Source organism: Pseudomonas karstica (assembly GCF_009707515.1).
GTDB classification, from domain to species: Bacteria; Pseudomonadota; Gammaproteobacteria; order Pseudomonadales; family Pseudomonadaceae; genus Aquipseudomonas; species Aquipseudomonas karstica.
Genome location: NZ_WLYI01000026.1, coordinates 26,566 through 45,716 on the forward strand (window position 1 = coordinate 26,566; position 19,151 = coordinate 45,716).

Here is a 19,151-nt window from a genome sequence, read left to right on the forward strand (position 1 = left end):
TTCTCCTCAGAAGCCGGTTGGGGTGCGAGTGTGCCAGTCAGTGTTCAACTGGTACTGGTGCGCCACATTGAGCAGGCGGCCTTCCTGGAAATACGGTGCGAGCAGTTGCACGCCCACCGGCAGGCCATCGACGAAACCTGCAGGCATGGACAAGCCCGGCAGACCCGCGAGGTTGGCGGTGATGGTGTAGAAGTCTTCCAGATACGCAGCGATCGGGTCGTCGTTCTTGGCGCCGATCTTCCAGGCCGGGTTAGGCGTGGTTGGGCCGAGAATCACATCGACTTCATTAAAGGCTGTCATGAAGTCGTTCTTCACCAGGCGACGGATCTTTTGCGCCTTGAGGTAGTACGCGTCGTAGTAACCGGCCGACAGGGCGTAGGCGCCCACCATGATCCGGCGCTGTACTTCGGCACCGAAACCTTCGCCACGGGAGCGCTTGTACAGGTCGGTGAGGTCTTTCGGGTCTTCACAGCGATAGCCAAAGCGCACGCCGTCGAACCGCGAGAGGTTGGAGGAGGCTTCAGCCGGGGCGATCACGTAGTACGCAGGAATGGCGTGCTGGTTGTTCGGCAGGCTGATTTCCTTGATCACCGCGCCGAGCTTTTCCAGCTCTTTCACGCTGTTATGTACCAGTTCGGCAATACGCGGGTCGAGGCCGGCGCTGAAATACTCTTTTGGTACGCCGATACGCAGGCCTTTGAGCGAGGTATTGAGGCTGGCGCTATAGTCCGGCACCGGCTCATCGATGCTGGTGGAGTCCTGCGGATCGAAGCCTGCCATGCCTTGTAACAATATTGCGCAGTCTTCAGCCGTGCGCGCCAGAGGACCGCCCTGATCGAGGCTGGAAGCGTAGGCAATCATGCCCCAGCGGGAAACGCGACCGTAGGTCGGCTTCAAACCGGTGAGGTTGGTGAACGCCGCTGGCTGGCGGATCGAACCGCCGGTATCCGTGGCCGTGGCCGCAGGTAACAGACGAGCGGCAACAGCCGCTGCCGAACCGCCGGATGAGCCACCTGGCACGTGTTCCAGGTTCCACGGGTTCTTTACCGCGCCGTAGTAGCTCGACTCGTTGGCCGAGCCCATGGCGAATTCGTCCATGTTGGTCTTGCCCAGGGTCACGGCCCCGGCGGCAGCCAGCTTGGCAACCACAGTGGCATCATAGGGCGCCTTGAAGTTGTCGAGCATCTTCGAGCCGCAACTGGTGCGAATGCCCTGGGTGCAGAACAGGTCCTTGTGGGCAATCGGCGCACCCAGCAGCGCGCCGTTCTCGCCGTTGGCGCGGCGGGCGTCGGCGGCCTTGGCCTGGCTCAGGGCCAGCTCTTCGGTAAGGCTGATGAAACTGTTGAGCGCAGGATCCAGCTCGGCGATCCGCGCCAGCAAGGTCTTGGTCAGCTCTTCGCAAGAAAACTTTTTATCGGCGAGACCGCGAGCGATCTCGGCCAGAGTCAATTGATGCATTGCAGGCTCTTTCCCTTTAGTCGATGACTTTCGGAACCAGGTACAGGCCGTTTTCGACCGCTGGTGCGATGGACTGATAGGCCTCGCGATTATTGCGTTCGGTCACGACGTCTGCGCGCAGGCGCTGACTGGCTTCCAGTGGGTGAGCCAGGGGCTCGATGCCGTCTGTATTCACAGCCTGCATTTGGTCGACCAGCCCGAGAATGCTGTTCAGGGCTGCTGTGGTCTGTGGAAGATCGGCTTCATTGAGGCCCAGGCAGGCCAAATGAGCGATTTTTTCCACGTCGGAGCGTTCAAGTGCCATGGGATTCTCCAGTGGAAAACAGAACGTGTGTTAGATTGTCGGAACACTACCGCATTTCTACGGTCATAAGGCCGCGATTGTGGGGGTTGGTGCACAGAAAGTCGGCCAATTTAGCACATTGGCGCCTTGCCCAAAATCCCTGTCGTTGTTAGAGTTTGCCGCACTTTTTTTACCCACGCGTTGCCTAGGGTCCTTTCCCCATGTTCAAGAAACTGCGTGGCATGTTTTCCAGCGATCTTTCCATTGACCTGGGCACTGCCAACACCCTTATTTACGTGCGCGAGCGCGGTATCGTCCTGAATGAGCCATCGGTTGTGGCTATTCGGACCCATGGTAATCAGAAAAGTGTCGTTGCCGTAGGCACCGAGGCCAAGCGCATGCTCGGCCGTACACCTGGCAACATTGCTGCCATTCGTCCGATGAAGGATGGTGTGATTGCCGACTTCAGCGTCTGCGAGAAGATGCTGCAGTATTTTATCAACAAGGTTCACGAAAACAGTTTTCTGCAGCCCAGCCCTCGTGTGCTGATCTGCGTTCCGTGCAAGTCCACCCAGGTGGAGCGTCGTGCCATCCGTGAATCGGCCCTTGGTGCCGGCGCGCGTGAAGTGTTCCTGATCGAGGAGCCAATGGCTGCTGCGATCGGTGCCGGCCTGCCGGTTGAAGAAGCGCGCGGTTCGATGGTGGTGGATATCGGTGGTGGCACCACTGAAATCGCCCTGATTTCCCTGAATGGTGTGGTTTACGCCGAATCCGTACGGGTTGGCGGCGACCGTTTCGATGAAGCGATCATCACCTATGTGCGTCGCAACTATGGCAGCCTGATCGGCGAGTCCACCGCCGAGCGCATCAAGCAGGAAATCGGTACTGCTTACCCGGGCGGCGAAATTCGTGAAGTCGATGTTCGCGGTCGCAACCTGGCCGAGGGCGTGCCACGTGCCTTCACCCTGAACTCCAATGAAGTACTGGAAGCTCTGCAAGAGTCTCTGGCTACCATCGTTCAGGCAGTGAAAAGCGCTCTGGAGCAATCGCCTCCGGAACTGGCTTCCGACATCGCCGAGCGCGGCCTGGTACTGACCGGAGGTGGCGCCTTGCTGCGTGACCTCGACAAGTTGCTGGCCCAGGAAACCGGTCTGCCGGTGATCGTCGCCGAAGACCCGCTGACCTGTGTTGCCCGTGGCGGTGGTCGTGCACTGGAAATGATGGATAAACACACCATGGATCTGCTCTCCAGCGAATAAGATTCCCTGGGTCATCCATGTTTCGCTCACAGGCAGCACTTTGCAGTGCTGCCTGTTGGCGTTTATCTTCTTCAATCTGCATCCGGGCCGGTTTGATGCCGTATGAATAACCTGAACATTTGCCTGGGAGGAGCGGCCTATTAAACCGCTTTTCACCAAGGGTCCTTCGCTGGGCGTGCGCCTGTTGGTGCTGGTCGTGCTATCGGTCGCGCTGATGGTGGTCGATGCCCGCTTCACACTGCTCAAGCCAGTGCGTAGCCAGATGTCGCTGGTATTGATGCAGTCCTACTGGATCACTGACCTGCCGCAGCGGCTATGGCAGGGCGTGTCCAGCCAGTTTGGCAGCCGTACCGAACTGGCGGCCGAAAACGAAAAACTCAAGACCGAAAACCTGCTGCTGCAGGGGCGCATGCAAAAGCTCGCGGCCCTGACCGAGCAGAACGTCCGGCTGCGCGAGTTGCTCAATTCTTCCGCGTTGGTCAACGAGAAGGTCGAAGTGGCCGAGTTGATCGGCATGGACCCTAATCCCTTCACTCACCGTATCATCATCAATAAGGGTGAGCGCGACGGCGTGGTCCTCGGCCAGCCAGTGCTGGATGCCCGCGGACTGATGGGCCAGGTGGTGGAGTTGATGCCGTATACCTCTCGCGTCCTGTTACTCACTGACACGACCCACAGCATCCCGGTGCAGGTCAACCGCAACGGCCTGCGAGCGATTGCCAGCGGTACTGGCAACCCCGAGAGCCTGGAATTGCGGCATGTTGCCGATACTGCCGACATCAAGGTGGGCGACCTCTTGGTCAGCTCTGGCCTGGGACAGCGTTTCCCTGCGGGTTATCCGGTGGCGACGGTCAAGGAAGTGATTCACGATTCTGGCCAGCCGTTTGCTATTGTGCGTGCCGTTCCAACTGCCGCGCTGAATCGCAGCCGCTACCTGCTGCTGGTATTCAGCGACAATCGCACTCCGCAAGAGCGCGCCAACGATGCAGCCCTGGCTCAAGAAGAGGAAGACAGGCAAAACGGCATCACCCCCAATATACCGGTGACGGTGCCGCCACCCGTGCCGCCCGCGGCACCGGCAGTCGTTCCGGTTCCGCCTGCGACGCCGGTGGCTACGCCAGTCAGTGCACGTCCCGCCAATCCCGCGACCGCACCGGCCGCTGCCAAACCACCTGCTGCAGCGCCCGCCATCGTCCAACCGGCGGTGGCTCCGGCAGCTACTCGTCAGAGGGAGGAATAATGGCCGGTACTCATTCGCGCAATGGCTGGATCGTCTGGCTGACTTTCGCCATCGGCTTGTTGCTCAGTGTCTCGCCGCTGCCGCAATTCATGGAAATCCTGCGCCCGTTGTGGCTGGCGCTGTTGCTGGCGTTCTGGTCCCTGGCGCTGCCCCATAAGGTCGGCATGGTCACGGCCATGTGCCTGGGGTTGGCAGAGGATGTGCTCTACGGCACTTTGCTTGGCCAGAACGCGTTGATCCTGACCCTGATTACCTTTCTGGTACTGTCGTTGCAACAGCGCCTGCGGATGTTCCCGATGTGGCAACAGTGCCTGGTGATTCTGGTGATCTTTGGCCTCGCCCAGTTGGTACAGCTATGGCTCAGCGCCTTGACCGGCAATCGCCAACCAACACTGGCACTGGTGCTGCCCGCGTTGGTCAGTGCACTGCTGTGGCCCTGGGTCAGTTTTGGCCTGCGTGGATTGCGTACTCGCTATAAAATCAATTGAATGGATCGCGAGGCTCTGCCTGGTTATCGAACCCTACAGGGAGAGTCTGGAATGAATTCGCTTTATCTGGCCTCTGGTTCCCCCCGGCGGCGTGAGCTGCTGACGCAAATCGGTGTGCCTTTTACCGTGATCAGCGCGGCCATTGATGAAACTCTCCTGAGTGATGAACCGGCGGCGTCCTATGTGGAACGCCTTGCCCGTGGCAAGGCGCTGGCCGGTCGTACCGCGCTGGCGGATACCGCGGGCGCCTGCGTGCTGGGCGCCGATACTGCCGTGATCCTCGACGGCCGGATCCTCGGTAAGCCGCGGGATCAGGCCGACGCCTTGGCCATGTTGCTGGCCCTTTCTGATCGTGAACACGAAGTCCTTACCGCCATCGCCCTGCTTGACGACCAGCGTTGTGAAACGCGGCTGGTGAGCAGTCGCGTGCGCTTTCGCAGGATTTCAGCGGACGAAGCCACCACTTACTGGCACAGCGGCGAACCCCAGGACAAGGCAGGCGGCTATGCTATTCAAGGGCTGGCGGCGGTGTTTGTGGCCGGGCTCAATGGCAGTTATTCCGCGGTTGTCGGCCTGCCCGTGTGTGAAACCTTCGAGCTGCTGGGACAATTCGGCATACCCTGTTGGCAAAATCTTATCGTGCGCTAAACGCAGTACTTGCGCGCCAAGCCTAAGCGATCGGTCATTATTGTGAAAACGCCTGAACGAGACCCAGCCATGAGTGAAGAGATTCTGATCAATATCACGCCGATGGAATCACGCGTGGCGGTGGTAGAAAACGGCGTTTTGCAGGAAGTGCATGTCGAGCGCACCCAGAAGCGCGGGATCGTCGGCAATATCTATAAAGGTAAAGTGGTGCGGGTGTTGCCGGGTATGCAGGCGGCCTTTATCGACATCGGCCTGGACCGTGCTGCTTTTATCCATGCCTCGGAAATTTCCCTGCGCGAAGGCCAGGCGGTTGAAAGCATCAGCGCCCTGGTGCACGAAGGGCAAAGCCTGGTTGTGCAGGTCACCAAGGACCCGATTGCTTCCAAAGGCGCGCGGCTGACGACCCAGCTGTCGATTCCCTCCCGCTACCTGGTGTACATGCCGCGCACCGCCCACGTTGGCATTTCCCTGAAGATTGAAGACGAAGCTGAGCGTGAGCGTCTGAAAAAAGTGGTCAGCGATTGTGTGGCCCAGGAAGGAATCAAGGAAGCGGGTGGCTTTATTTTGCGTACCGCCGCTGAAGGTGCCGGTGCCGATGAAATCCTTATGGATATCCGCTACCTGCGGCGCCTGTGGGATCAGATCGACGCGCAGATCAAGACCATTGGCGCACCGAGTGTCATCTATGAAGACCTGGGCCTGGCCCTGCGCACCTTGCGGGACCTGGTCAGCCCGAAAATCGAGAAAATTCGCATAGACTCTCGGGAAACATTCCAACGCACTACGCAATTTGTCGCTGAACTGATGCCGGAAATTGCCGATCGTCTGGAGCATTACCCAGGCGAGCGGCCGATCTTCGATCTGTATGGCGTCGAGGATGAAATCCAGAAAGCGTTGGAGCGCAAGGTGCCGCTCAAGTCTGGCGGCTACCTGGTGATCGACCCGGCGGAAGCCATGAGCACTATCGACGTCAACACGGGCGCCTTTGTCGGCCATCGCAACCTTGAAGAAACCATCTTCAAGACCAACCTTGAAGCGGCCACGGCCATTGCCCGTCAACTGCGCCTGCGCAATCTGGGCGGGATCATCATCATCGACTTCATCGACATGGAAGATGAAGATCACCAGCGCCAGGTGCTGCGTACCCTCGAAAAGCAGCTGGAGCGCGACCACGCCAAGACCAACATTATCGGCATCACCGAGTTGGGGCTGGTGCAGATGACCCGCAAGCGTACTCGCGAAAGCCTTGAGCAAGTGCTGTGCGAACCGTGCAGCAGTTGCCAGGGTCGCGGCAAGTTGAAAACCCCGGAAACGGTTTGCTACGAAATTTTCCGGGAAATCCTGCGTGAGGCTCGCGCCTATCAGGCCGAGGGCTATCGGGTGCTTGCCAACCAGAAAGTGGTCGACCGGCTGTTGGATGAAGAGTCAGGTAACGTGGCGGAGCTTGAAGGTTTTATCGGGCGTACGATTCGTTTCCAGGTTGAAACCATGTATTCACAGGAACAATACGACGTGGTGCTGCTCTGATTTTCATCCATTTTTTTCAACGAAACCGGCAGGCGTTGATCTGCTGTCCGCCTACTGCACAGAGGGTCGCCTGACATGGAGCGTCTGATACGCTTTTTTGCCGCATTGACCCGCTGGGGCCTGGGCTTGTGTGCCCTGCTGCTGGTTCTGGCAGCGATCTACGTCAGCCTGGGCCGTGAGTTGACGCCGCTGGTGGCGGAATACCGGGGTGAAATCGAAGCCAAGGCGCAGGCTGCGGTGGGTATGCCTTTGAGCATTGGCAGCCTGGAAGGACGCTGGAGCGGCTTTGCGCCGGTGTTGCTGGCTCACGACGTGATGGTCGGCGAGGGGAGCAACGCTTTGCGTCTGGATCAGGTGCAAGTGGTGCCGGATGTCTGGGCCAGCCTGCTGGCGCGGGAAGTACGCCTTGCACATCTACAAGTCAGTGGCTTGCAGGTCAGCGTCAAGGAGGACAAGGACGGTCATTGGGTGCTGCAAGGTTTGCCGGTGCAGGACGATCAACCACTGGATCCGCAGCAGTTGCTCACGCGCATGCAAAGGGTATCGCAGCTATCGCTGCTCGATAGCCAGGTGACTTTGCAGCCGTTCGGTCAGGCGCCATTGACCCTGACCTATGTCGGCGCGAGCCTTGAAACCGGCAGCACCCATCAACGGCTGGACGCCCGCTTGACCTTGCCTGATGGTCAGCCTCTGGCACTGAACCTGCGCACCCGGATACGGCCCAGCCAGTGGAAGGATGCACAGGTCCAGGCCTACCTGAGCCTGCCCCAAAGTGACTGGGCCCGCTGGATTCCGGCGAGTTTGACCCAGCAATGGAAGCTCAGTGAGTTGAAGGCCGGTGGCGAATTCTGGCTGACCTGGAGCCAAGGTAGGGTGCAAAGCGCTGTTGCCCGCCTCAATGCCCCGCAACTGCGTGGCAGCTATGCTGACCGCAAGCCGGCCCATATCGAAAACCTGGCGCTGACTGCGTATGTACAACGTAGCGACAGCGGCCTCAAGGTACTCTTCGACTCCTTGGCGATGAGCCTGGGGGATACTCGTTGGGAGTCGCGTCTTCAGTTGCAGCAGACCCTGGCCACGGGCACGGCCCAGGAGGTCTGGAACCTGCAGGCTGATCGTCTGGACCTGACCCCCATCACGCCTTTGCTCAATGCCCTGGCGCCCTTGCCGGAAGGCGTTGCCACTGCGGTGGAGCACCTGAAAGCCACTGGGATGCTACGGAATGTTCTGGCCGCTTACCGTCCTCAGGACACCAGCGACCAGCGTGTCAGTTTTGCCGCCAACCTTGACCGGATCGGTTTTGATGCCTATTTCGGCGCCCCGGCGGCCCGCAATGTCACCGGCAGTATCAGCGGTAATTTAGGCCATGGCGAACTGCGCATGGACAGCAAGGACTTTTCCCTGCACCTGTCGCCGATTTTTGCCAAGCCCTGGCAGTACATCCAGGCCAATGCCCGGCTGACCTGGAAGTTGGATAAAGCAGGCTTCACCCTGGCTGCGCCGTATATCAAGGTGTTGGGTGAGGAGGGCAAGATCGCTGCCGACTTCCTGATTCGCCTGCACTTCGACCACAGCCAGGAAGACTACATGGACCTGCGGGTTGGGATGGTCGATGGCGATGGGCGTTTTACCTCCAAATACCTGCCGGCCGTCCTCAGCCCGGCGCTGGATGAATGGCTGCGCACGGCGATCCTCAAGGGCGCGGTAGATCAAGGGTTCTTCCAGTACCAGGGCTCGCTGAACCACAATGCCCCCATGGCGGCGCGTAATATCAGCCTGTTTTTCAAGGTGCATGACGCCGAACTGGCGTTCCAGCCGGGCTGGCCCCATGTCAGCAAGGTTGCCGGTGAAGTATTTGTCGAAGAGAGCGGCGTGCGGATCCTGGCCAGCAAGGGGCAGTTGCTCGACACCCAGGTCAAGGATATCTACGTCAATATTCCTCACGCCCCCACTGGCCAGCACAGTCACCTGTTGTTGACCGGCGGCTTTGCGGGAGGTTTGGGCGATGGTCTGAAAATTCTCCAGGAAGCGCCGATTGGTACGGCGTCGACCTTTGCCGGCTGGAAAGGCGAGGGTGACTTACAGGGCAAGCTTGATCTGGACATTCCACTGGCCAAGGGGGCCGAGCCCAAGATTGTCGTGGACTTCAATACCAACAAGGCGCGGCTGCAACTGGCCGAGCCTGCCTTGGACCTGAGCCAGCTCAAGGGCGATTTCCGCTTTGACAGTGCCAAGGGCCTCAGCGGACAGAAGATCAGCGCCCAGGCGTTTGATCGGCCGATCACCGCGCAAATCTTTGCTGATGGCAAGCCGGGCAATATCAGTACCCGGGTCACTGCCAAAGGCCAGGTGACGGTCAAGAAACTGACCGATTGGCTCAAAGTCGATCAGCCCTTGCCTGTTACCGGTGACATTCCTTACCAACTGCAATTGACTCTGGACGGCGCCGATAGCCAATTGATGGTCAGCTCTAACCTCAAGGGCGTGGCGGTGGATCTGCCGGCGCCGTTCGGCATGCCGACCAGCCAAGGGCGCGATAGCGTGTTCCGCATGACGTTGCAGGGCAAGGAGCGCCGCTACTGGTTCGATTATGGCGAGTTGGCGAACTTTACCTTTGCCGCGCCGGTGGATAATTTCGCCGGCGGTCGTGGTGAGTTGTTCCTGGGTGATGGCGATGCGTTGTTGCCAAGCGCCAAAGGCCTGCGCATTCGCGGCGTGTTGTCGGAGCTGGATATCGAGCCTTGGAGAAACCTGGTGGGCCGCTATGCCGGCAATGACCCAGGCGGTAGTGCCAAGCAGCTATTGAGCGCAGCCAACTTCAAAGTTGGCAAGCTGACCGGCTTTGGTACTCAGCTCGATCAGGTCACTTTGCTGTTGGATCGAAAACCGGCTGCCTGGGGTTTGCAGCTCGACAGTCAGCAGGCCAAAGGCATTGTGGGGGTGCCGGATGCCAAGGGCGCACCGATTACGATCAATTTGCAGTACGTGAAGCTGCCGGCGGTCGACCCATCGGTGCAGGCCGATGAAAATGCACCGGATCCGTTGGCGGATGTGGATCCCAAGCAGGTCCCGGCGCTGGATATCGCCATTGATCAATTGTTCCAGGGGCCGGATCTGATTGGGGCCTGGTCGCTGAAAGTACGTCCGACGGCCAAAGGCATGGCGTTCAGCAACCTCGACCTTGGCCTCAAGGGTATGCAATTGAAGGGCGCAGGCGGCTGGGAAGGCGTACCAGGCGCCAGCAGCAGTTGGTACAAAGGGCGCCTGGACGGCAAGAATATTGCCGATGTGCTCAAGGGCTGGGGTTTTGCCCCGACCGTGACCAGCGAGGATTTCCATCTGGATGTGGATGGACGCTGGCCGGGTTCGCCGGCCTGGGTTGGCCCCAAGCGTTTCTCCGGCAGCCTGGACGCCAGTTTCCGCAAAGGCCAGTTTGTGGAGGTGGAAGGTGGTGCCCAGGCTTTGCGAGTGTTTGGCCTGTTGAACTTCAACTCCATTGGCCGGCGCTTGCGCCTGGATTTCTCTGACTTGCTCGGCAAGGGGCTGAGCTATGATCGGGTCAAGGGTTTGCTGGCGGCCAGTAATGGGGTGTTTGTCACCCGTGAGCCCATTACCCTGACCGGACCCTCGAGCAACCTGGAGATCAATGGCACCCTGGATCTGGTGGCGGACCGGGTCGATGCCAAGTTGTTGGTAACCTTGCCGCTCACCAACAACCTGCCGATTGCGGCGTTGATCGTCGGTGCGCCGGCTATTGGCGGTGCGTTGTTTTTGATCGATAAGCTGATTGGTGATCGGGTTGCTCGTTTCGCCAGCGTGCAATACACGGTGCAAGGCCCCTGGAAGGACCCCAAGATCACGTTCGACAAGCCATTTGAAAAAACACGATAAGCGCCCGCAGCCGCAGCCGCAGCCGCAGCACAAGGCTACGATGCGGTCCCCAGGATCGCCCTTACAGTGTCATGGTCTATTACGTCCCGAACACAGGAGCCCGTCATGTCCATCGCCGTCATTCAAATGGTCAGCCAAAGCGACGTACCGGCCAATCTGGTCCGGGCACGTCACTTACTTGAGCAAGCCGCTGCCGGCGGTGCACGGCTGGCAGTCCTGCCGGAAAACTTCGCCGCCATGGGCCGTCGCGACATTGTCGATATTGGCCGCGCCGAGGCTTTGGGCGAAGGCCCGATCCTGCCCTGGTTGAAACAGGCTGCCCGCGACCTCACCTTATGGATAGTGGCAGGCACATTGCCGCTGCCGCCGGAGGGGAGACCGACGGACAAGTCTAATGCTTGCTCGTTGCTGATCAATGAGCACGGTGAAACCGTCGCTCGTTATGACAAGCTGCATTTGTTTGATGTAGACGTCGCTGACAGTCGGGGTCGTTATCGGGAGTCCGATGACTATGCTTATGGCAATCGGGTGGTGGTAGCGGATACCCCGGTGGGTCGCCTGGGGCTGACAGTCTGTTATGACTTGCGCTTCCCGGAGCTGTACAGCGAGTTACGTGCGGCGGGAGCCGAGTTGATTACCGCACCGTCGGCCTTTACGGCAGTGACCGGGGCCGCGCATTGGGATGTGTTGATTCGGGCGCGGGCCATTGAAACCCAGTGCTACCTGCTGGCGGCCGCTCAAGGCGGCGTACATCCGGGGCCACGGGAAACTTTCGGGCATGCAGCGATTGTCGACCCCTGGGGGCGAGTACTGGCACAACAGGATCAAGGCGAAGCGGTGTTGCTGGCCGAACGCGATAGCAGTGAACAGGCGTCGATACGGACGCGCATGCCGGTGGTAGGCCATCGGCGCTTTTTTTCGCAGGGCGCGCAGCGACCTGCTTCAGAACGATGAATTTAAGGCCAAACCTATGAGCGAGTTGTTGTCCTCAGTCAGTGAACATCTCCTGGCGCCCGGTGGCGTGACCATCGAAAGCTTGCAAGCCGTGCTGGGCGATTTGGCCGGGCCGGGTATCGACGCTGCCGACTTGTATTTCCAGGGACAGATCTCCGAGTCCTGGGCCCTGGAAGACGGCATCGTCAAGGAAGGTAGCTTCAACCTCGACCAGGGTGTGGGCGTGCGAGCGCAATCCGGTGAAAAAACCGGTTTTGCCTACAGCAACGCCATCACCCTCGAAGCGTTGGGCCTGGCTGCCCGTGCCGCCCGTTCGATCTCCCGCGCGGGTCAGAACGGCACAGTGCAGGCGTTCAGCACCCAGGATGTGGCCCAGTTGTATGCCCCGGATAACCCGTTGGAAGTGATCAGTCGTGCCGAAAAAGTCGAACTGCTCAAGCGTATTGATGCCGCAACCCGTGCCCTGGACCCACGCATCCAGCAAGTGAGCGTGAGCATGGCCGGCGTCTGGGAGCGAATCCTGGTGGCGTCCACCGACGGCAGCCTGGCGGCAGATGTGCGGCCGTTGGTGCGTTTCAATGTCAGTGTGATCGTTGAGCAGAACGGTCGTCGCGAGCGGGGCGGCCATGGCGGCGGCGGGCGCACGGACTACCGTTATTTCCTCACCGACGACCGTGCCATGGGGTACGCCCGTGAAGCACTGCGTCAGGCACTGGTCAACCTGGAAGCCATTCCGGCGCCGGCCGGTACGCTGCCGGTGGTGCTGGGCTCGGGTTGGTCCGGCGTGTTGCTTCACGAAGCTGTGGGCCATGGCCTGGAAGGTGATTTCAACCGCAAGGGCAGTTCGGCCTACAGCGGACGCATGGGCGAGATGGTTGCGTCCAAACTCTGCACCATTGTCGATGATGGCACCCTGGCCGGGCGTCGGGGCTCGCTGAGCGTTGATGACGAAGGCACCCCGACCGAGTGCACTACCCTGATCGAAAACGGCGTGCTCAAGGGCTACATGCAAGACAAACTCAACGCCCGCCTGATGGGCGTAGCCCGTACCGGTAACGGTCGTCGTGAGTCCTACGCGCATCTGCCGATGCCGCGCATGACCAACACCTACATGCTTGGTGGCGAAAGCGATCCTGCCGAAATCATCGCTTCGGTGAAACGCGGTATCTACTGTGCCAACCTCGGTGGTGGGCAGGTGGACATCACCAGCGGCAAGTTCGTGTTCTCCACCAGCGAGGCGTATTTGATCGAAGACGGCAAGATTACTGCGCCGGTCAAAGGAGCAACGTTGATTGGCAACGGCCCGGAAGCCATGAGCAAGGTGTCGATGGTCGGTAACGACCTGTCGCTGGACAGTGGCGTGGGGACATGTGGCAAAGACGGGCAGTCGGTGCCGGTGGGTGTCGGCCAGCCAACCTTGAAAATTGATGCGATCACCGTGGGTGGCACGGGGTCATAAGCCAAGAGCTTCGGGTGGTGAAGATCACCACCCGGGGAAGAGGATCAGCGCAGGCCGCGTTGAGTCTCGTCCAGCTCACGGATGTACTTGAAGATTTTACGACTGGTGGCCGGTGGCTTGTTCTGCGCCAGTTCGTGCTGGGCCTGACGGGTCAGGGAGCGCAGTTGCTGGCGATCGGCATCCGGGTATTCCAGGACGAACTTCTCCAGGACGGCGTCGTCGCCCGCGATCAAGCGGTCACGCCAGCGTTCCAGATTGTGAAAACGTTCGTTGTACTGGCGCGTGGAGGCATCCATTTGGTCGAGCAAGGTCAGAATGGCGTCAGTGTCCTGGTCGCGCATCAGCTTGCCGATAAACATGATGTGCCGTTTACGCGCGATATTCGCGGTGTGCTTGGGCGCATCGGCCAAGGCCCGGCGCATGGCGTCGGTCAAGGGCAGTTTTGCCAGCAAGTCAGGCTTGAGTGTTGTAAGGCGCTCGCCAAGGTCAACCAGAGCATGCAGCTCGCGTTTGACCTGGGTTTTGCTTTTCTCCCCATCGAGGGAGTCGTCGTAAGAATCAACCATGGTGGCAGTCCGCAAAGAAACGCCGCCATGATAACCAGTCGGGGGCCGCTTGTCCGGCCCGGTCGCTCGAAGGCCTTAACCGAAAGCAGAATTTGAGTGGAGAGAACCATGAGTGCAGCCCAAAGCGTCGGTCCGCAAGCGTTACCGGCACTGCAGGAACAAGTCGAGCAGATCCTTGCCGAGGCCAAGCACCAAGGGGCCAGTGCCTGTGAAGTGGCGGTGTCCCTGGAGCAGGGCCTGTCGACGTCGGTGCGTCAGCGGGAAGTGGAAACCGTTGAGTTCAACCGCGACCAGGGGTTTGGCATCACCTTGTACGTCGGCCAGCGCAAAGGTTCGGCCAGCACCTCTGCCAGCGGCCCGGAAGCGATCCGCGAGACTGTTGCCGCGGCATTGGCCATCGCCAAGCACACATCCGAAGATGAAAGCTCGGGCTTGGCCGATGCGGCCTTGATGGCCAGGGACCTGAAGGACTTTGATCTGTTTCATGCCTGGGATATCACCCCGGAGCAAGCCATCGAGCAGGCGCTGACCTGCGAAGCGGCGGCGTTTGATGCCGACAGCCGCATCAAGAACGCCGATGGCACGACCTTGAGTACGCATCAAGGCTGCCGCGTGTATGGCAACAGCCACGGTTTTATCGGTGGTTATGCCTCCACTCGCCACAGCTTGAGTTGTGTGATGATCGCCGAGGCCAATGGCCAGATGCAGCGCGATTATTGGTATGACGTCAATCGCCAGGGCGAATTGTTGGCTGACCCGGTGAGTATCGGCCAGCGCGCCGCACAACGGGCGGCGGGCCGCCTGGGCGCACGTCCGGTGCCGACCTGCGAAGTGCCGGTGTTGTTTTCGGCGGAACTGGCCGGTGGCTTGTTCGGCAGTTTCCTGGGGGCGATTTCCGGCGGCAACCTGTACCGCAAGTCATCGTTCCTGGAAGGCGCGATTGGCCAGAGGCTGTTCCCTGAATGGCTGACCATTGATGAGCGCCCGCATTTGATGCGCGCCATGGGCAGTTCGTCGTTCGACGGTGATGGCCTGGCGACCTATGCCAAGCCGTTCGTCGAGAAAGGTGAGTTGGTGTCTTATGTGCTGGGTACCTATGCCGGGCGCAAACTCGGCCTGCCAAGCACCGCCAACTCCGGTGGCGTGCACAACCTGTTTGTGACTCATGGCGATGAAGACCAGGCGGCGTTGTTACGACGTATGGGACGTGGTTTGTTGGTCACCGAATTGATGGGCCATGGCCTGAACATGGTCACGGGCGACTACTCCCGTGGCGCGGCAGGTTTCTGGGTAGAAAACGGCGAAATTCAATTCGCCGTCCAGGAAGTGACCATCGCTGGCAATATGCGCGACATGTTCAAGCAAATTGTCGCGGTGGGTAATGACCTTGAACTGCGCAGCAACATCCGTACGGGCTCGGTGTTGATTGAGCGGATGACGGTCGCCGGCAGCTAACCCTGCGAGGTGTCAAATAGGCGCGCCACCCTTTGGGTGGCGCGCTTTTTTTTGCCTGGAATATCCGGGAGATTAATTTGATGCGCTTGTGTTGATTCTCAATATCATTTAATAATAAGTATCATTATCGAGTGAGCATGGATCATGAGTTCTGTCCTGCATGAGGATCCTTACCTGGAAAGTTGGCGCTGGATGAGTCGTCAGATTCGCTGCGGCCTTGATCCCAATGAACCTCGCCTGATCGAACATTACCTCAACGAAGGCCGATACCTGGCGTGTTGCACTGCGACTCACCCGTGGACCATCGCCGAAACCTCATTGCGCCTGCTGCTTGATACCGCCGCCGACATTGCCTTGCCTTGGCACTGGCGCTCCATGTGCCTGGACCAGGCCTGGCGCCCCTTGCGCGACCTGGAAAACCTATCCCGCTGTGCCTGCCGCCTCAAGCGCTGGCAGGCCTTTGCCTGGCAATTGGCAACCTGCGAATTGCTGCCGTCTATTTCTCACTCTGACTTGGTGCAAGGATCTTCTGATGAGTAACACCCGTATCGAACGCGACAGCATGGGCGAACTGCAAGTACCCGCCGAAGCTCTGTATGGTGCGCAAACCCAGCGTGCAGTGAATAACTTCCCCATCAGCCACCAGCGTATGCCGGCGCAATTCATTCGCGCACTGATCCTGGCCAAGACCGCTGCTGCCAAGGTCAATGTCGACCTCAAACAGATCGGCGAAGCCCAGGGCAAGGCCATCGTCGATGCTGCCCAAGGCCTGCTGGAAGGCGACTTCATGCAGCACTTTCCGGTGGATATCTTCCAGACTGGCTCCGGCACCAGTTCCAATATGAACGCCAACGAAGTTATTGCCACCCTCGCCAGCCGTCTGCTGGGCGAGCCGGTCAATGCCAATGATCACGTCAATTGCGGGCAAAGCAGCAACGACATCATCCCGACCACCATCCACGTCAGCGCGGCGCTGGTCCTGCATGAACAACTGCTGCCGGCGTTGCTGCACCTGGTGCAGGTGATCGAGCACAAGGCCGAAGAGGTTCACCCGTTCATCAAGACCGGCCGTACCCACCTGATGGACGCCATGCCCGTGCGCATGAGCCAGGTGCTCAATGGTTGGGCGCAGCAGCTCAAGGCCAATATCGGCCACTTGCAAGACTTGCTACCGAGCCTGCAGGCACTGGCCCAGGGCGGCACGGCGGTAGGTACCGGGATCAACGCCCATCCAGAATTCGCCGCGCGCTTCAGCCAGCAGCTCAGCCACTTGACCGAAGTGCAGTTCACACCAGGCAAGAACCTGTTTGCGTTGATCGGCTCTCAGGACACCGCAGTCGCTGTTTCTGGGCAACTGAAAGCCACTGCTGTTTCGTTGATGAAGATCGCCAACGACCTGCGTTGGATGAACTCGGGGCCGCTGGCCGGTCTCGGTGAGATTGAGCTGGAGGGCTTGCAGCCGGGTTCTTCGATCATGCCGGGCAAGGTCAACCCAGTGATTCCGGAGGCTGCGGCGATGGTCGCCGCGCAGGTGATCGGCAATGACACGGTCATCACCGTCGCTGGCCAGTCCGGCAATTTCGAACTGAACGTCATGTTGCCGATCATCGCCCAGAATCTGCTCGGCAGCCTTGAACTGCTGGCCAACATCAGCCATTTGTTGGCGGACAAAGCGATCGCCAGCTTCAAGGTCAACGAGGGCAAGCTCAAGGAGGCGCTGTCGCGAAACCCGATCCTGGTCACTGCACTCAACCCGATCATTGGTTACCAAAAGGCCGCTGAAATCGCCAAGAAGGCCTATCAACAAGGCCGACCGGTGATTGAGGTTGCGCTCGAACATACCGACTTGTCCCGCAGCCAACTGGAAATCCTCCTGGATCCGGAAAAGCTCACGGCGGGTGGCGTGTAATCACCGACTCTGCTTGGAGGCTCACCATGGAGCACTGGAAACGCACGATCGAAAGGGCCAATCGCTGCTTTATGCAAGGCGAATTGGTGGATGCCCGCGAGCATTACCTGCAGGCCCTGGCCTTGGCCCAAGTGTTGTTCGAGCGCTGGGCCGATGCTGATGAAGCGGTGGCGGCTTGCGTCATTTCCCATCACAACCTCGCAGACCTGCACCTGCGTCTTAATCAGCCGGAAGAGAGTGCGCAATACCTCTGCGCCATCCACCAGTGCTTGTTGCAGACCATGCAGGACACCCGCCTGAGTCCGCTACTGCGGGAGGCGGCCTTGCGTCAGAGCAGCAAGACCTACGTCGAATTGCTGAATTTTATCAGTGAGCACGGCGAATACCCTCGTACTTATCGCTTATTGGGCAGCAGCGTGGCGCGATCAGATGCATCGACCCGCAGCAGCCATTTTTATGGAGCGCATTGATATGTCCTACACCTTGCCTGCCTTGCCTTACGCCTACGACGCCTTGGAGCCCCATATTGATGCACAAACCATGGAAATTCACTACACCAAGCACCACCAGACCTATATCAATAACCTGAACGCTGCAGTCCAGGGTACCGAGTGGGCTGGGTGGCCGGTGGAGAGGCTGGTGTCCAGCGTTCAGCAACTGCCGGAAAAACTGCGGGCAGCAGTGATCAACCAAGGCGGTGGCCATGCCAACCACTCGTTGTTCTGGGCGGTCATGTCGCCCAAGGGCGGTGGCGCGCCGGTCGGCACGTTGGGCAAGGCCATAGATGAGCAGTTGGGTGGCTTTGACAGTTTCAAGGAGGCCTTCACCAAGGCGGCTCTGACACGTTTCGGCAGTGGCTGGGCGTGGTTGAGCGTTACCCCGCAACAGACCCTGGTGGTAGAAAGCAGTGGCAACCAGGACAGTCCGCTGATGAATGGTAATACACCCATTCTTGGACTGGACGTGTGGGAGCACGCTTATTACCTGCTGTACCAGAACCGCCGCCCGGAATACATCAACGCGTTCTACAGCGTCATCAACTGGCCGGAAGTTGCTGAGCGTTATCAGGCCGCGCTTGCTTAATGCTTTTTTCATAACAAGATCTAAGGCCGACTATGGGCACTGAAACACTGGCGATTGGCAGCGTACGAATGTTTCGTTATGCGTTTGGCTCGCTGTTGCTGCTGGCGGGAATTGCATTGCTGGTGGCTCAAGGGCTGGACTGGCTCGACCTGGAACCACGCATCTTGCGTGCATTGCAGGGCGGGGCTCTTTGCGCCCTGGGTACCGCATTGGGCGCAGTACCGGTCCTGGTGATCCGCCGGATGCCATTGGCGGTGAGCGATACATTACTGGGTTTCGGCGCGGGGGTGATGTTGGCGGCGACGGCGTTTTCGTTGATCGTGCCAGGTATCGCCGCTGCCGAAAAGCTGGGTTTATCGCCGTGGTCGTCTAGTGGGTTGATCAGTTTCGGCATCATGCTGGGGGCTTTCGGGTTGTTTCTGGTGGATCGCAAGGTTTCCGGCGCCAGCCCGCAAGTGCTGGTGGGCACATTGGAGCGCCCGGTTATCCCGCCGCGTATCTGGTTGTTTGTGTTCGCCATCATTGCCCATAACATTCCCGAAGGCATGGCTGTAGGGGTGTCGGCGGGTGGCGGCATGCCTGACGCCGACAGCCTCGCCATGGGCATCGCACTGCAGGATGTGCCGGAAGGCCTGGTGATTGCCTTGGTGTTGGCGGGTGCGGGGATGTCGCGGGTCAAAGCGTTCCTGATCGGCGCGGCGTCCGGATTGGTCGAGCCGGTATTCGCCGTTTTGTGCGCCTGGCTGGTAAGCCTGGCCGAGGTGTTATTGCCGTTGGGGTTGGCGCTGGCGGCGGGTGCCATGTTGCTGGTGGTGACTCACGAAGTGATACCCGAATCGCGGCGCAACGGTCACGACAAGCTGGCCAGCCTGGGGTTGTGTGTCGGGTTTTGCTTGATGATGGTGATGGATACGGCGCTGGGGTAGGGCGC

At 59.6% G+C, this 19,151-nt stretch carries 17 protein-coding genes; 14 read left to right on the forward strand and 3 right to left on the reverse strand.

The window, feature by feature from the left end; genetic code table 11:
* Nucleotides 1–6: 6 nt before the first annotated feature.
* Together gatA and gatC are read right to left on the reverse strand one after the other, a co-directional pair.
* A complete protein-coding gene (gene gatA / locus GIR22_RS18465) occupies nt 7–1,458 on the reverse strand; it encodes an Asp-tRNA(Asn)/Glu-tRNA(Gln) amidotransferase subunit GatA (RefSeq protein WP_154744703.1) in 1,452 nt (483 codons plus the stop codon).
* A 16-nt stretch (nt 1,459–1,474) separates the two neighbouring features.
* On the reverse strand, nt 1,475–1,762 hold the full coding sequence (gatC, locus tag GIR22_RS18470; RefSeq protein ID WP_003216077.1) for an Asp-tRNA(Asn)/Glu-tRNA(Gln) amidotransferase subunit GatC: 288 nt from the start codon (nt 1,760–1,762) through the stop codon (nt 1,475–1,477).
* 200 nt (nt 1,763–1,962) lie between these two features.
* Here gatC and mreB point away from each other — a divergent pair, with 200 nt between their 5' ends.
* The 8 genes from mreB (at nt 1,963) to tldD (ending at nt 13,207) form a co-directional block, all read left to right on the forward strand.
* On the forward strand, nt 1,963–3,000 hold the full coding sequence (gene mreB / locus GIR22_RS18475) for a rod shape-determining protein MreB (RefSeq protein ID WP_015093487.1): 1,038 nt from the start codon (nt 1,963–1,965) through the stop codon (nt 2,998–3,000).
* Nucleotides 3,001–3,139: 139 nt separating this feature from the next.
* Nucleotides 3,140–4,240 (forward strand): rod shape-determining protein MreC, encoded by a 1,101-nt coding sequence (gene mreC / locus GIR22_RS18480; RefSeq protein WP_178122350.1) that lies wholly within the window; start codon nt 3,140–3,142, stop codon nt 4,238–4,240.
* Nucleotides 4,240–4,728, forward strand: a complete 489-nt coding sequence (mreD, locus tag GIR22_RS18485; RefSeq protein WP_154744705.1) for a rod shape-determining protein MreD — start codon at nt 4,240–4,242, stop codon at nt 4,726–4,728. The genes mreC and mreD overlap by 1 nt, the downstream gene beginning before the upstream one ends.
* A gap of 51 nt (nt 4,729–4,779) precedes the next feature.
* Nucleotides 4,780–5,376: a Maf family protein gene (locus GIR22_RS18490; RefSeq protein WP_154744706.1), complete on the forward strand. Its 597-nt coding sequence runs from the start codon at nt 4,780–4,782 to the stop codon at nt 5,374–5,376.
* A 69-nt stretch (nt 5,377–5,445) separates the two neighbouring features.
* On the forward strand, nt 5,446–6,903 hold the full coding sequence (rng, locus tag GIR22_RS18495) for a ribonuclease G (protein WP_154744707.1): 1,458 nt from the start codon (nt 5,446–5,448) through the stop codon (nt 6,901–6,903).
* Between the two features lie 75 nt (nt 6,904–6,978).
* Complete coding sequence (locus GIR22_RS18500) at nt 6,979–10,794, forward strand: YhdP family protein (protein WP_154744708.1); 3,816 nt, start codon at nt 6,979–6,981, stop codon at nt 10,792–10,794.
* 105 nt (nt 10,795–10,899) lie between these two features.
* A complete protein-coding gene (locus GIR22_RS18505; RefSeq protein WP_154744709.1) occupies nt 10,900–11,748 on the forward strand; it encodes a carbon-nitrogen hydrolase family protein in 849 nt (282 codons plus the stop codon).
* A gap of 16 nt (nt 11,749–11,764) precedes the next feature.
* Nucleotides 11,765–13,207 carry a metalloprotease TldD gene (tldD, locus tag GIR22_RS18510; RefSeq protein WP_154744710.1) on the forward strand — a complete coding sequence of 481 codons (1,443 nt, stop codon included), beginning with the start codon at nt 11,765–11,767 and terminating at the stop codon, nt 13,205–13,207.
* 44 nt (nt 13,208–13,251) lie between these two features.
* Here tldD and yjgA read toward each other — a convergent pair whose 3' ends face one another.
* Nucleotides 13,252–13,773 (reverse strand): ribosome biogenesis factor YjgA, encoded by a 522-nt coding sequence (yjgA, locus tag GIR22_RS18515; RefSeq protein WP_154744711.1) that lies wholly within the window; start codon nt 13,771–13,773, stop codon nt 13,252–13,254.
* 108 nt (nt 13,774–13,881) lie between these two features.
* Here yjgA and pmbA point away from each other — a divergent pair, with 108 nt between their 5' ends.
* The 6 genes from pmbA (at nt 13,882) to GIR22_RS18545 (ending at nt 19,146) form a co-directional block, all read left to right on the forward strand.
* A complete protein-coding gene (pmbA, locus tag GIR22_RS18520; protein ID WP_154744712.1) occupies nt 13,882–15,228 on the forward strand; it encodes a metalloprotease PmbA in 1,347 nt (448 codons plus the stop codon).
* A gap of 144 nt (nt 15,229–15,372) precedes the next feature.
* Nucleotides 15,373–15,768 carry a FagA protein gene (locus GIR22_RS18525; protein WP_154744713.1) on the forward strand — a complete coding sequence of 132 codons (396 nt, stop codon included), beginning with the start codon at nt 15,373–15,375 and terminating at the stop codon, nt 15,766–15,768.
* Nucleotides 15,761–17,137, forward strand: a complete 1,377-nt coding sequence (locus tag GIR22_RS18530; RefSeq protein WP_154744714.1) for a class II fumarate hydratase — start codon at nt 15,761–15,763, stop codon at nt 17,135–17,137. Before GIR22_RS18525 ends, GIR22_RS18530 begins: the two co-directional genes overlap by 8 nt.
* Nucleotides 17,138–17,163: 26 nt before the next feature.
* Nucleotides 17,164–17,607 carry a hypothetical protein gene (locus GIR22_RS18535; protein WP_154744715.1) on the forward strand — a complete coding sequence of 148 codons (444 nt, stop codon included), beginning with the start codon at nt 17,164–17,166 and terminating at the stop codon, nt 17,605–17,607.
* A 1-nt stretch (nt 17,608) separates the two neighbouring features.
* Nucleotides 17,609–18,220, forward strand: a complete 612-nt coding sequence (locus tag GIR22_RS18540; protein ID WP_154744772.1) for a superoxide dismutase — start codon at nt 17,609–17,611, stop codon at nt 18,218–18,220.
* A 32-nt stretch (nt 18,221–18,252) separates the two neighbouring features.
* A complete protein-coding gene (locus GIR22_RS18545; RefSeq protein WP_154744716.1) occupies nt 18,253–19,146 on the forward strand; it encodes a ZIP family metal transporter in 894 nt (297 codons plus the stop codon).
* Nucleotides 19,147–19,151: the final 5 nt, after the last annotated feature.

Excerpts from the sequence above, each read along its gene's own strand:
- rng (WP_154744707.1), top strand. The coding sequence starts at position 5,446 with ATGAGTGAAGAGATTCTGATCAATATCACGCCGATGGAATCACGCGTG.
- GIR22_RS18505 (WP_154744709.1), top strand. The coding sequence starts at position 10,900 with ATGTCCATCGCCGTCATTCAAATGGTCAGCCAAAGCGACGTACCGGCC.
- GIR22_RS18530 (WP_154744714.1), top strand. The coding sequence starts at position 15,761 with ATGAGTAACACCCGTATCGAACGCGACAGCATGGGCGAACTGCAAGTA.
- GIR22_RS18490 (WP_154744706.1), top strand. The coding sequence starts at position 4,780 with ATGAATTCGCTTTATCTGGCCTCTGGTTCCCCCCGGCGGCGTGAGCTG.
- GIR22_RS18500 (WP_154744708.1), top strand. The coding sequence starts at position 6,979 with ATGGAGCGTCTGATACGCTTTTTTGCCGCATTGACCCGCTGGGGCCTG.
- gatC (WP_003216077.1), bottom strand. The coding sequence starts at position 1,762 with ATGGCACTTGAACGCTCCGACGTGGAAAAAATCGCTCATTTGGCCTGC.
- GIR22_RS18535 (WP_154744715.1), top strand. The coding sequence starts at position 17,164 with ATGGAGCACTGGAAACGCACGATCGAAAGGGCCAATCGCTGCTTTATG.
- tldD (WP_154744710.1), top strand. The coding sequence starts at position 11,765 with ATGAGCGAGTTGTTGTCCTCAGTCAGTGAACATCTCCTGGCGCCCGGT.
- gatA (WP_154744703.1), bottom strand. The coding sequence starts at position 1,458 with ATGCATCAATTGACTCTGGCCGAGATCGCTCGCGGTCTCGCCGATAAA.
- yjgA (WP_154744711.1), bottom strand. The coding sequence starts at position 13,773 with ATGGTTGATTCTTACGACGACTCCCTCGATGGGGAGAAAAGCAAAACC.
- mreB (WP_015093487.1), top strand. The coding sequence starts at position 1,963 with ATGTTCAAGAAACTGCGTGGCATGTTTTCCAGCGATCTTTCCATTGAC.
- GIR22_RS18540 (WP_154744772.1), top strand. The coding sequence starts at position 17,609 with ATGTCCTACACCTTGCCTGCCTTGCCTTACGCCTACGACGCCTTGGAG.
- GIR22_RS18545 (WP_154744716.1), top strand. The coding sequence starts at position 18,253 with ATGGGCACTGAAACACTGGCGATTGGCAGCGTACGAATGTTTCGTTAT.
- mreD (WP_154744705.1), top strand. The coding sequence starts at position 4,240 with ATGGCCGGTACTCATTCGCGCAATGGCTGGATCGTCTGGCTGACTTTC.
- pmbA (WP_154744712.1), top strand. The coding sequence starts at position 13,882 with ATGAGTGCAGCCCAAAGCGTCGGTCCGCAAGCGTTACCGGCACTGCAG.
- GIR22_RS18525 (WP_154744713.1), top strand. The coding sequence starts at position 15,373 with ATGAGTTCTGTCCTGCATGAGGATCCTTACCTGGAAAGTTGGCGCTGG.